We start from the raw sequence: 12,379 nt of genomic DNA on the forward strand, positions 1-12,379 counted from the left end.
GACCTGCCCGTGCCGGGGTTAACCGGCCGTTCACCGCGTTCGAGAGGCGATCGCGGCGCTGCGGGGGCAGGATCGAAAAGGCGAGCGCCCTGCGGCGGTAGGCTCGTCAGCGTCGGGTAGGCACCACGTCACCGGCGCTTTACGACATGTGGAGAGGAGCCCTGACCCAGGGTGAGCAAGCAGCCGACCACCACAGACCTTGAGTGGAGCGAACTGGACGCGCGTGCGGTCGACACCGCCCGAGTCCTCGCCATGGATGCCGTGCAGAAGGTCGGCAACGGCCATCCCGGCACGGCGATGAGCCTGGCCCCCGCGGCGTACCTGCTGTTCCAGAAGGTGATGCGGCACGACCCGGCGGACGCCGACTGGACCGGCCGGGACCGCTTCGTGCTCTCCGCGGGCCATTCGAGCCTGACCCTCTACACCCAGCTCTACCTGGCCGGGTACGGCCTGGAGCTGACGGACCTGGAGGGCTTCAGGACCTGGGGCAGCAAGACCCCGGGCCACCCGGAGTACGGCCACACCACCGGCGTGGAGACCACGACCGGCCCGCTCGGCCAGGGTGTCGCCAACGCCGTCGGCATGGCCATGGCCGCCCGCTACGAGCGCGGCCTGTTCGACCCGGACGCGGCGCCCGGCACCTCGCCGTTCGACCACATGATCTGGGCCGTCGCCGGCGACGGCTGCCTGCAGGAGGGCATCTCCGCGGAGGCGTCCTCGATGGCGGGGCACCAGAAGCTCGGCAACCTCGTGCTGCTGTGGGACGACAACCACATCTCCATCGAGGGCGACACCGAGACCGCCGTCTCCGAGGACACCCTCAAGCGGTACGAGGCGTACGGCTGGCACGTCCAGCGCGTGCAGCCCAAGGAGAACGGCGACCTGGACCCGCAGGCGCTCTTCGCCGCGCTGCAGGCCGCGAAGGCGGTCACCGACCGGCCGTCCTTCATCGCCGCCCGCTCGATCATCGCCTGGCCGGCCCCGCACGCGCAGAACACCGAGGCGGCGCACGGCTCCGCGCTCGGCGAGGACGAGGTGCGGGCCACCAAGGAGGTGCTCGGCTTCGACCCGGACGCGCACTTCGCGGTGGCCGACGAGGTCATCGCGCACACCCGCGCGGTCGGCGAGCGCGGCCGTGAGGCGCGGACCTCCTGGGAGAAGTCGTACGCGCAGTGGCGGACCGCCAACCCGCAGCGCGCCGCGCTCTTCGACCGGATCGACGCCGCCGAGCTGCCCGAGGGCTGGGAGGCGCACCTGCCGGCCTTCGAGACCGGCAAGTCCCTGGCCACCCGCGCCGCTTCCGGCAAGGTGCTGGAGGCGCTGGGCGCGGTCATCCCCGAGCTGTGGGGCGGCTCCGCGGACCTGGCGGGCTCCAACAACACCACGATCGACAAGACCTCGTCGTTCCTGCCGGCGGGCAACCCGCTGCCGGGCGCCGACCCGTACGGCCGCACCATCCACTTCGGCATCCGCGAGCACTCGATGGGCGCCGAGCTGAACGGCATCACGCTGCACGGCAACACCCGTGCCTACGGCGGCACGTTCCTCGTCTTCTCCGACTACATGCGCAACGCGGTGCGGCTCTCCGCGCTGATGCACCTGCCGGTGACGTACGTCTGGACGCACGACTCGATCGGCCTCGGCGAGGACGGCCCGACCCACCAGCCGGTGGAGCACCTGGCCTCGCTGCGCGCGATCCCCGGGCTGAACGTCGTGCGCCCGGCGGACGCCAACGAGACGGTGATCGCCTGGCGGGAGATCCTCCGCCGCTGGACGAAGGTGTACGGCAAGGGCGCCCCGCACGGCCTGGCGCTCTCCCGCCAGGGCCTGCCGGTGTACGACCGCAACGAGGACGCGGCGCGCGGCGGGTACGTGCTGTTCGAGGCCGAGGGCGGCCCGGCGCAGGTGATCCTGATCGGCACCGGTTCGGAGGTCCAGGTGGCCGTGGCCGCCCGGGACGAGCTGCAGGCCGCGGGCGTCCCGACCCGGGTGGTGTCGATGCCGTCGGTCGAGTGGTTCGAGGAGCAGGACCAGGCGTACAAGGACAGCGTGCTGACGCCGTCGGTGCGGGCCCGGGTGGCGGTCGAGGCCGGCATCGGGCTCACCTGGTACCGCTACGTGGGCGACGCCGGACGGATCGTCAGCCTGGAGCACTTCGGTGCCTCCGCGGACGCGAAGGTGCTGTTCCGCGAGTTCGGTTTCACCCCCGAAGCGGTGGCCGCCGCGGCCAGGGAATCTCTCGCCGCCGTCGATCGCTGACGCTGGTACACGACTATTCAGGAGATGCAATTCCCATGACAGACGCACTCAAGCGCCTCTCCGACGAAGGCGTCGCGATCTGGCTGGACGACCTGTCGCGCAAGCGGATCACGTCCGGCAACCTGGCGGAGCTGATCGACCAGCAGCACGTGGTCGGTGTGACCACCAACCCGTCGATCTTCCAGAAGGCGATCTCCCAGGGCGACGGCTACGACGGCCAGTTGAAGGACCTCGCGGCCCGCCGGCTGACCGTCGAGGAGGCCATCCGGATGATCACCACCGCCGACGTCCGCGACGCCGCGGACATCCTGCGGCCGGTCTGGGAGGCCAGCGGCCACCAGGACGGCCGGGTCTCCATCGAGGTCGACCCGCGGCTGGCGCACGAGACACGGGCGACCGTCGCCGAGGCCAAGCAGCTGGCCTGGCTGGTGGACCGCCCGAACACGCTGATCAAGATCCCGGCGACGCGCGCGGGCATCCCCGCCATCGCCGAGACGATCGGCCTGGGCATCAGCGTCAACGTCACGCTGATCTTCTCGCTGGAGCGCTACCGCGAGGTGATGGACGCCTACCTGACCGGTCTGGAGAAGGCCAAGGCGGCCGGCCTGGACCTGGAGGAGATCCACTCCGTCGCGTCGTTCTTCGTCTCCCGGGTGGACACCGAGATCGACAAGCGGCTGGAGAAGATCGGCGGCGACGAGGCCAAGGCGCTCAAGGGCAAGGCCGCCGTCGCCAACGCGCGGCTGGCCTACCAGGCGTACGAGGAGGTCTTCTCCTCCGACCGCTGGGCCGCCCTGGAGAAGGCCGGCGCGAACAAGCAGCGCCCGCTGTGGGCCTCCACCGGCGTGAAGGACCCGGCCTACCCGGCCGACCTGTACGTCTACGAGCTGGTCGCGCCGAACACGGTGAACACCATGCCGGAGGCCACCATGGAGGCCACCGAGCAGCAGGACCGGATCGCCGGCGACCGGGTGCACGGCACCTACGAGCAGGCGCGCGCCGAGCTGGACGCCCTTGAGGCGGTCGGCGTGTCGTACGACGACGTGGTGCAGGTGCTCGAGGACGAGGGCGTCGAGAAGTTCGAGGGCGCGTGGAACGAGCTGCTCGACTCGACCAAGGCGGAACTCGAACGGCTCGCTCCCTCGGAGGTGTGAGTTGACCACCGACGTTCCGGCCGCTGCCGGAAATCCGCTGAGGGACCCGCTGGACCGGCGGCTGCCGCGGATCGCGGGCCCCTCGGGCCTGGTCATCTTCGGTGTGACCGGCGATCTGTCGCGCAAGAAGCTGATGCCCGCGGTGTACGACCTGGCCAACCGCGGCCTGCTGCCGCCCGGCTTCGCGCTGGTCGGCTTCGCCCGCCGCTCCTGGGAGAACGAGGACTTCGCCCAGGAGGTGCACGACGCGGTCAAGGAGCACGCCCGCACGCCCTTCCGCGAGGAGGTGTGGCAGCAGCTCGCCGAGGGCTGCCGCTTCGTGCAGGGCGACTTCGACGACGACAAGGCGTTCGAGCAGCTGAAGTCGACCATCGAGGACCTGGACAAGGCCCGCGGGACCGGCGGCAACTTCGCGTTCTACCTGTCCGTGCCGCCGAAGTTCTTCCCCAACGTGGTGCAGCAGCTGAAGAAGCACGGGCTGTCGCAGGGCAGCGGCGAGTCGTGGCGGCGCGCCGTCATCGAGAAGCCGTTCGGCCACGACCTGGCCAGCGCCCAGCAGCTCAACAAGATCGTGCACGACGTCTTCCCGCCCAACGAGGTCTTCAGGATCGACCACTACCTGGGCAAGGAGACCGTCCAGAACATCCTGGCGCTGCGGTTCGCCAACACGATGTACGAGCCGATCTGGAACCGGTCCTACGTGGACCACGTGCAGATCACCATGGCCGAGGACATCGGCATCGGCGGCCGGGCCGGGTACTACGACGGCATCGGCGCGGCCCGCGACGTCATCCAGAACCACCTGCTGCAGCTGCTGGCGCTGACCGCGATGGAGGAGCCCGGCTCCTTCCACCCCAAGGCGCTCACCGCGGAGAAGCTCAAGGTGCTGGGCGCGGTCGTGCTCCCGGGGGACCTGGGCGAGCACACCGTGCGCGGCCAGTACGCGCACGCCTGGCAGGGCGGCCAGGAGGTGCTCGGCTACCTGGAGGAAGAGGGCATCGACCCCAAGTCCAAGACCGACACCTACGCGGCGATCAAGCTGGAGATCAACAACCGCCGCTGGGCGGGAGTGCCGTTCTACCTGCGCACCGGCAAGCGGCTGGGCCGCCGGGTCACCGAGATCGCGGTGGTCTTCAAGCGGGCCCCGTACCTGCCGTTCGAGTCCGGCGCCACCGAGGAGCTGGGCGAGAACGCGCTGGTCATCCGGGTGCAGCCGGACGAGGGCGTGACGGTCAGGTTCGGCTCCAAGGTGCCGGGCACCTCCACCGAGGTCCGGGACGTGTCGATGGACTTCGCCTACGGCGAGTCGTTCACCGAGTCCAGCCCCGAGGCGTACGAGCGGCTCATCCTGGATGTGCTGCTCGGCGACGCCAACCTCTTCCCGCGCCACCAGGAGGTCGAGCTGTCCTGGAACATCCTCGACCCGATCGAGGCGTACTGGGACAAGCACGGCAAGCCCGCGCAGTACGCCTCGGGCACGTGGGGGCCGGCCGAGGCGGACGAGATGCTCGCACGAGACGGCAGGAGCTGGCGCCGGCCATGAAGATCGACCTGACGGACACGAACTCCTCGAAGATCAACGCCGGGCTGATCCACGCCCGGCGGGCGATCGGCACGCCCGCGGTCGGCATGGTGCTGACCCTGGTCATCGTCACCGACGAGGGCAGCGCCTACGACGCGCTGCGGGCCGCCACCGAGGCGTCCAAGGAGCACCCGTCCCGCATCCTGGTGGTCATCAAGCGGCCCGGCCGCTCGCCGCGCGACCGGGCGCTGACCCGGCTGGACGCGGAGGTGCTGGTCGGCTCGGAGGCGGGCACCGGCGAGACCGTCGTGCTGCGGATGCACGGCGAGCTGGCCGGCCACGCCGAGTCGGTGGTGCTGCCGCTGCTGCTGCCGGACGCGCCGGTGGTGCTGTGGTGGCCCGAGGACGGCCCGGAGAACCCGTCGGCCGACCCGCTGGGCCGGCTCGGCCAGCGGCGGATCACCGACGCCGCCGCGTCGGAGGACCCGGTCAGGGCGCTGGGCGTGCGGGCGGACACCTACGCCCCCGGCGACACCGACCTGGCCTGGACCCGGATCACCGGTTGGCGCTCGATGCTGGCCGCGGCGCTGGACCAGAAGCACACCGCGATCGCCTCGGCGGTCGTGGAGGGCGAGGCGTACAACCCGAGCACCGAGCTGCTGGCCCTGTGGCTGGCGGACCGGCTCGGGGTGCCGGTGGAGCGGCGGGTCTCCGACGGCCCCGGCATCACCGCGGCCCGGCTGACCACCGCGGACGGCGAGATCTGCCTGGACCGCGCGGACGGGGCGCTCGCCGAGCTGGCGATGCCCGGCCAGCCGGACCGGCACGTGGCGCTGAAGCGGCGGGAGACCGCCGAGCTGATCTCGGAGGAGCTGCGCCGGCTGGACCCGGACGACATATACCGCGCCACGGTCCAGTTCGGGGTCAAGCACCTGAGCCACCCCGAGAACCCCGGCAGCGGGCCGGAGCCGGCCGCGAAGAAGGCGTCTCCGGCGAAGAAGACCGCGGCGAAGCCGGCGGACGCGCAGAAGGCGCAGGCGAAGTGAGCACGCCGCAGGTGGTCGTGCACCGCGACAAGGAGCTGATGGCCGAGGCCGCGGCGGCGCGGCTGATCACGAAGATCGTGGACGCCCAGTCGGCCAGGGGGTCCGCGTCGATCGTGCTGACCGGCGGCCGCAACGGCAACGGGCTGCTCGCCGCGCTCGCCGGGTCCCCCGCGCGGGACGCGGTGGACTGGGCGCACCTGGACCTGTGGTGGGGCGACGAGCGGTTCCTCCCCGAAGGCGACGCGGAGCGCAACCTCACCCAGGCCCGCGAGGCGCTGCTGGACGCGGTGCCGCTGGACCCGGCGCGGGTGCACGCGATGCCCGCCTCGGACGGCGCCTACGGCTCGGACGTGGAGGCCGCCGCGGCGGCCTACGCGACGGAGCTGGCGGCGGCGGCCGGGCCGGAGGACCACGCCAGGGTGCCGGCGTTCGACGTGCTGATGCTCGGTGTCGGCCCCGACACGCATGTCGCGTCGCTCTTCCCGGAGCACCCCGCGGCGCGGGAGTCGGTGCTGACGGTGGTGGGCGTGCACGGCTCGCCGAAGCCGCCGCCGCTGCGGATCTCGCTGACCTTCCCGGCGATCCGCGCGGCCCGCGAGGTGTGGCTGCTCGCGGGCGGCGAGGACAAGGCGGGGGCGGTCGCCCTGGCCCTGTCCTCCCCCGGCGAGGTGCAGGCACCGGCGTCGGGGGCGTACGGACGCTCCCGCACGCTGTGGCTGCTGGACCGGGCGGCGGCCTCGAAGCTGCCGGCCGACCTGTATCCGGCGGCCTCGTCGTAGGACACGCCGCCGTTGTACCGCCATGCCGAAGGGGGGCGCGGGTCACCGCGCCCCCCTTCGGCGTTCCGCCGCCGGCCGCTGCCGTCAGCGGCCGCGCAGCTCGCGGTACTTGGCGACCAGCGCGACGGTGCTCGGGTCCAGGCCCGGCACGTCGGCGCCCTCGCTCAGCGCGGGCTCGACGCGCTTGGCGAGCACCTTGCCCAGCTCGACGCCCCACTGGTCGAAGGAGTCGATGTTCCAGATCGCGCCCTGCACGAAGACCTTGTGCTCGTAGAGCGCGACCAGCTGGCCCAGCACCGACGGGGTCAGCTCGGTGGCGAGGATCGTCGTGGTGGGGTGGTTGCCGCGGAAGGTCTTGTGCGGGACCAGTTCCTCGGCGACGCCCTCGGCCCGTACCTCGTCCGGGGTCTTGCCGAAGGCCAGCGCCTGGGTCTGGGCGAAGAAGTTCGCCATCAGCAGGTCGTGCTGGCCGGCCAGCGGCCCGAGTTCGGCGATCGGCCGGGCGAAGCCGATGAAGTCCGCCGGGATGAGCTTGGTGCCCTGGTGCAGCAACTGGTAGTACGCGTGCTGGCCGTTGGTGCCGGGCGTGCCCCACACCACCGGGCCGGTCTGCCAGTCCACCGGGTTGCCGTCGCGGTCCACCGACTTGCCGTTGGACTCCATGTCGAGCTGCTGGAGGTAGGCGGTGAAGCGGCTCAGGTAGTGGCTGTAGGGCAGCACCGCGTGCGACTGCGCGTCGTGGAAGCCGCCGTACCAGACGCCGAGCAGGCCGAGCAGCAGCGGCACGTTCTGCTCGGGCGGCGCGGTCCTGAAGTGCTCGTCGACCAGGTGGAATCCGGCGAGCATGTCGCGGAACGCCTCCGGGCCGATGGCCAGCATCAGCGACAGGCCGATCGCCGAGTCGTAGGAGTAGCGGCCGCCGACCCAGTCCCAGAACTCGAACATGTTCTGGGTGTCGATGCCGAAGTCGGCGACCTTCTCGGCGTTGGTGGACAGCGCCACGAAGTGCTTGGCCACCGCTTCGTCGCCGGCGCCGAGCTGCCCGAGCAGCCACTGGCGGGCCGAGGTGGCGTTGGTGATGGTCTCGATGGTGGTGAACGTCTTGGACGCCACGATGAAGAGCGTCTCGGCGGCGTCCAGGTCGCGGACCGCCTCGTGCAGGTCCGCGCCGTCCACGTTGGAGACGAACCGGACCGTCAGGCCGCGGTCGGTGTACGGCCGCAGCACCTCGTAGGCCATCGCCGGCCCGAGGTCGGAGCCGCCGATGCCGATGTTGACGACGTTCCTGATCCGCTTGCCGGTGTGGCCGGTCCACTCGCCGGACCGGACCCGGTCGGTGAACTGCGTCATCTTGTAGAGCACCGCGTGCACGGCCGGCACGACGTTCCGGCCGTCGAGTTCGACGGTCGACGACTGCGGGGCGCGCAGCGCGGTGTGCAGCACCGCGCGGTCCTCCGTGACGTTGATCCGGTCGCCGCGGAACATCGCGTCCCGAAGCTCGGACACCCCCGTCGCGGCGGCCAGTTCGCGCAGCAGCCGCAGCGTCTCGTCGGTGACGAGCTGCTTGGAGTAGTCCAGGTGGAGGTCGCCCACCTGGAGCGTGTAGCGGCTGCCCCGCTCGGGGTCGCGGTCGAACAGCTCCCGCAGATGGGCGTCCGCCAGCTCCTCGCGGTGCTTGGCGAGCGCGTGCCACTCGGGGCGCCGGTCGAGCCTGGGGGTGCCCTGCGCGTTCGTATCGGACATCAGTCCACTTCTCCTCGTCCTCGCTGCGGTTCCCACGCTAATTGATGAGGCGCCAGGACGAGACGCGGGGAGATCAGAAGCCCCCGCGGTGCAGCCGCCCGGCGTAGTGCTCCTCCAGCACCACGTTGCGCTCGTGGCCGCCGGGCAGGTTCGCCGAGACGTAGACGGGCGCGTCCTTGCCCTCGGCGACGAGCAGGCCGACCGCCTCGGCGACGACCATCTGCACCAGCAGCGCGGAGGTGATGGTGGACACCCCGCACAGCGCGTTCCCGTCGGGCAGCGGCAGCAGCGCGTCGCCGGCCGGGGCGCAGTTGTCGAGCACCGCGTCGGCGATGTCGGCCAGCCGCCGGCCGCTGGGGTGCAGCGCGGGCACCGCGCGGGTGTGGGTGAGCGAGGTGAGCGCGACCAGCGGGTGCCCGGCCTCCTTGACGTGCAGCGCCATGTCGACGATCGAGTTGTTGACGCCGGAGTTCGACACGATCACGAAGACGTCCTGCGGGCGCGGCTCGGCCAGCTCGTACAGCCGCCGGGCCAGCCCGGGTGAGCGCTCCAGCAGCGGGTCGCCCAGCACCGAGCGGTCCTCGCCGCCGCGCAGCACCAGGTCGGACAGGCCGATCCGGTTGGTCGGGATGAAGCCGCCGGCCCGGCCGACGATCTCCAGCACGGTGGCCTGCGAGTGGCCCGTGCCGAAGCCGTGGATCACGCCGTCGGCGGCCACGCTGTCGGCGAAGAGTCGGCCGGCCGCGGCCACCGCGTCCTTGTTCGCCCCGATCGCCCGCTCGACGGCCGCCCGGCCCTCGTCGGCGAACGCGGCGGCGCTGATCTGTACGTCGGCCATGGCCGGCCCCTCTGCGAAAGTGGTGATCTTCGGTTGATTGAACCAACCGTATGACATGTCGATGAAACATCGAACCAACGCTGGACGTCAAGGAGGCTGGCGGGCCGGCCGCCGGCGGTCGCCGGCGGTCAGCGCAGCCGGCAGGCGAGTGCGGCGGCGCCCGTGGTGCCGTCGGAGGTCGGATGCAGGTGCAGCGCGTGTCCGGCCAGCCGGGCGGTGACGCGCGAGAGCAGCGGGCCCTCCGGGCCGAGCAGGCCGCCGGTCAGCACCAGCGGCTCGCCGGCCCGCGGGCCCAGCGCGGCGACCGTGCCGGCCAGCAGCCCGGCCGCCTCGTCGAGCAGCCGCAGCGCGGCTTCGTCGCCCTGCCCGGCCGCTGTGACGGCCGCCCGGCTGAGCCGCGCGAGGGCGGCCGGCGGCTCGCCGTAGGCCCGGGTGACGATGCCCTCGCCCAGTTCGTGGCGGCGCTCGAAGCCGGCGGCGGGACCGACGCCCGCGGCCTGCTCCCCCAGGTAGTGCGCGGCGACCAGGCCGACCAGCGCGGTCCACGGCCCGCGCCCGTCGAGCGCCTCCAGCGCGCGGCGCACCGCGTGGCCGCCCAGCCAGTAGCCGCTGCCCTCGTCGCCGAGCAGCCAGCCGTGGCCGTCGACCACGGCGGCCCGACGGCCGCCCGTCAGCCGGGTGCTGATCGCCCCGGTGCCGGCGATCAGCACCAGCCCGTCCGCCGGCGCGCCGGGCGCGGAGGCCAGCGCGACCTCGGTGTCGCCGCCGACGCCGACGGCCGCGCCGGTGATGCCGTTCGCGGCGAGCGCGTCGCGCAGGCAGGACACCGCGAGCCCGTGGCCGCGCTCACCGCCCAGGCCCTCGGCGGCGCCGGCGAAGCCGCCGAAGACCGCCGCCACTTGGCCGCGAAGGCCGGGCGGCACCGCGCCGGCGACCGCGTCGGTCAGATGCCGGGTCAGGTCGGCGCGGCCGACGGTCAGCGCGTTCCCGGGGCCGCCGGCGCCGCGGCCGAGCACCGCGCCGCCGATCCGCGCCTCGGCCAGGCAGGCCCGGCTGCTGGTGCCGCCCGCGTCGATGCCGATCACCAGCGGCCGGTTGTAGATTTCACTCATCACCCCGCATGGTGGTTGAAGTATTCACCGCGCACAAGCCCGAACGGGACCACCCGAGGAGACGAGCCGTCATGATCACCGCCCGGATCCGCTCCGAGCTGCCCCGGATGTCCGGGTCGCTGCGCAAGGTGGGCGAGCTGGTGCTCGCCGACCCGGCCGCGGCCACCCACGGCTCGGCGGCCGAGCTGGGCCGCCGCACCGGCACCTCGCAGGCCACCGTGACCCGGTTCTGCCGCGCGCTGGGCCTGGAGTCCTACCAGCAGCTGCTGATCGAGCTGGCGCAGGAGCAGGGCAGGGCCGAGGCGGAGGAGCCGCCGAGCGCCGCGCTCGGCCCGCAGATCGGCCCCGACGACGCTCTCGACCAGGTCATCGGCGTGGTCGCGGAGGCCGATCTGCGGGCGCTGCGGCACACCGCGGAGCTGCTCGACCGGGAGGCGCTGGAACGGGCCGCCCAGGCGCTGGCCAGGGCCCGCAGGATCGACGTGTACGGGGTGGGCGGCTCGGGGATCGTCGCCCACGAGATGCAGGCCCGGCTCTTCGGCATCGGCTGCGCCGCCCACGCCTGGACCGAGGTGCACGCCGCGGAGACCTCAGCGGCGCTGCTGACGCCCTCGGACGCGGTCGTGGCGGTCTCCCACTCCGGCGCCACCCGCGAGGTCCTGGAGCCGCTGCTGCTGGCCGCGGAGCGCGGCGCCGCGACCGTGGCCGTCACCGGCGACCTGCGCTCGCCCGTCGCCCAGGCCGCGGACGTGAGGCTGACGTCCTTCTCCGGCGAGACGAGCTTCCGGCGGGGCAACTTCGGCACCCGGCACTCGGTGCTGCTCATCGTGGACTGCCTGTACGCGCGCGTGGCCCAGCTCACCTACGAGCGCGCGACCGCGTCCATCGCGTTGACGTCCCACATCGCCGACGGCCACGCGGCCCGCCCCCGCCGGCGCTGAGCCGCCGGACCGGCTCCGGCGACCCTTCGGCGGCCGACCGGCGACCCGTGCGGCCCGTGGAAGCCGAAAAGGCCGGCGTCCGCGCGGAAGGGCGCGGCTGCCGGCCGTCGGTCGCTAGATCTCGCCGCGGAGCTTGGCGAGCGCCTCGGCGAGGATCGCCTCGCCGTCGGCGGCCGAGCGGCGCTCCCGTACGTACGCCAGGTGCGTCTTGTAGGGCTCGGTCCGCGGCGGCGCCGGCGGGTTCTCCTCGTCCTGCCCGGCCGGGAAGCCGCAGCGGGGGCAGTCCCAGGTCTCCGGGATCTGCGCGTCGCTGGCGAAGCTGGGCTGGGTCTCATGCCCGTTGGAGCACCAGAAGGAGATGCGCAGCCGCGGCGCGGACTCGCCGCGCTCGGCCTCTCCCATCGGCCCCGCTCCGACCCGACTGCCTCGGATCGCGTTGCCACTTGCCACGGTCGTAACTCCCTGCGTGATGGTGCTGCGTCGTGCTGCGAGGTCGCCCCTACGGAGACCGTTCGTACCCCCCGCGCGAAGCGGGGAAAGGGCACGGTATCCCAAGACGCGCTTCCATGATAAGTCCTGGATAAGTCGCGTTCACGACGGGGCGTCAATTCTCCCCGAAAGGGCGGGAATCGGACCTCGCGCGCAGCACGCTCCCGCCTACTTCTGGAACTTCATCACCAGGCCGAGCGTGATGATGCAGGCGAACCAGAGCAGCCCGATGACCACCGTGATGCGGTCGAGGTTGCGCTCGGCCACCGAGGAGCCGCCGACGGAGGACTGCATGCCACCGCCGAACATGTCCGAGAGGCCGCCGCCCTTCCCCTTGTGCATGAGCACGAGCAGCAGGAGCAGCAGGCTGAAAACGATGAGGGCGATGGAGAACCCGATGACCACGGCTGGACCAACTCTCTCGACTGCAAGGACGGCACTACACGGATACGGCACGGGGCCGGGCGGCACGGTGACGCCGTCCGGCCCCGCCAGG

Annotated in this window: 11 protein-coding genes; 6 read left to right on the forward strand and 5 right to left on the reverse strand. The window is 72.5% G+C overall.

Annotated elements, in window-relative coordinates; translation table 11 throughout:
- Nucleotides 1–171 precede the first annotated feature (171 nt).
- Genes tkt through pgl form a run of 5 tightly spaced genes read left to right on the forward strand, consistent with a single transcriptional unit; the run spans nucleotide 172 to nucleotide 6,760 of the window.
- The gene (gene tkt, locus V2S66_RS05770) at nucleotides 172–2,259 is read left to right on the forward strand and encodes a transketolase (protein WP_330793367.1); all 2,088 of its coding nucleotides are present in this window, start codon (nucleotides 172–174) and stop codon (nucleotides 2,257–2,259) included.
- Between the two features lie 35 nt (nucleotides 2,260–2,294).
- Entirely contained in the window at nucleotides 2,295–3,413 is a 1,119-nt protein-coding gene (gene tal, locus V2S66_RS05775) for a transaldolase (protein ID WP_330793368.1), read from the forward strand.
- A gap of 1 nt (nucleotide 3,414) precedes the next feature.
- Nucleotides 3,415–4,956, forward strand: a complete 1,542-nt coding sequence (zwf, locus tag V2S66_RS05780) for a glucose-6-phosphate dehydrogenase (RefSeq protein ID WP_330793369.1) — start codon at nucleotides 3,415–3,417, stop codon at nucleotides 4,954–4,956.
- Nucleotides 4,953–5,981, forward strand: a complete 1,029-nt coding sequence (gene opcA / locus V2S66_RS05785; protein WP_330793371.1) for a glucose-6-phosphate dehydrogenase assembly protein OpcA — start codon at nucleotides 4,953–4,955, stop codon at nucleotides 5,979–5,981. Before zwf ends, opcA begins: the two co-directional genes overlap by 4 nt.
- A gap of 38 nt (nucleotides 5,982–6,019) precedes the next feature.
- Nucleotides 6,020–6,760, forward strand: coding sequence for a 6-phosphogluconolactonase (gene pgl / locus V2S66_RS05790; protein WP_413966317.1), 741 nt, complete (start codon nucleotides 6,020–6,022; stop codon nucleotides 6,758–6,760).
- Between the two features lie 84 nt (nucleotides 6,761–6,844).
- Here the strand turns inward: pgl and pgi are convergent, their stop codons facing one another.
- From pgi to V2S66_RS05805, 3 genes are all read right to left on the reverse strand, one after another.
- Entirely contained in the window at nucleotides 6,845–8,503 is a 1,659-nt protein-coding gene (gene pgi, locus V2S66_RS05795) for a glucose-6-phosphate isomerase (RefSeq protein WP_330793373.1), read from the reverse strand.
- Nucleotides 8,504–8,576: 73 nt separating this feature from the next.
- A complete protein-coding gene (locus V2S66_RS05800) occupies nucleotides 8,577–9,341 on the reverse strand; it encodes an SIS domain-containing protein (protein ID WP_330793374.1) in 765 nt (254 codons plus the stop codon).
- A gap of 128 nt (nucleotides 9,342–9,469) precedes the next feature.
- Nucleotides 9,470–10,453, reverse strand: a complete 984-nt coding sequence (locus tag V2S66_RS05805) for an N-acetylglucosamine kinase (RefSeq protein WP_330793375.1) — start codon at nucleotides 10,451–10,453, stop codon at nucleotides 9,470–9,472.
- A 71-nt stretch (nucleotides 10,454–10,524) separates the two neighbouring features.
- On the opposite strand from V2S66_RS05805, the gene V2S66_RS05810 reads away from it, so the two are divergent.
- On the forward strand, nucleotides 10,525–11,394 hold the full coding sequence (locus V2S66_RS05810) for a MurR/RpiR family transcriptional regulator (RefSeq protein WP_330793376.1): 870 nt from the start codon (nucleotides 10,525–10,527) through the stop codon (nucleotides 11,392–11,394).
- A gap of 114 nt (nucleotides 11,395–11,508) precedes the next feature.
- Here V2S66_RS05810 and V2S66_RS05815 read toward each other — a convergent pair whose 3' ends face one another.
- Nucleotides 11,509–11,844: an RNA polymerase-binding protein RbpA gene (locus V2S66_RS05815; protein ID WP_073497103.1), complete on the reverse strand. Its 336-nt coding sequence runs from the start codon at nucleotides 11,842–11,844 to the stop codon at nucleotides 11,509–11,511.
- A 207-nt stretch (nucleotides 11,845–12,051) separates the two neighbouring features.
- Nucleotides 12,052–12,288, reverse strand: coding sequence for a preprotein translocase subunit SecG (gene secG, locus V2S66_RS05820; protein ID WP_330793381.1), 237 nt, complete (start codon nucleotides 12,286–12,288; stop codon nucleotides 12,052–12,054).
- Nucleotides 12,289–12,379: the final 91 nt, after the last annotated feature.

Source organism: Actinacidiphila polyblastidii, from assembly GCF_036353415.1.
GTDB lineage: Bacteria > Actinomycetota > Actinomycetes > Streptomycetales > Streptomycetaceae > Actinacidiphila > Actinacidiphila polyblastidii.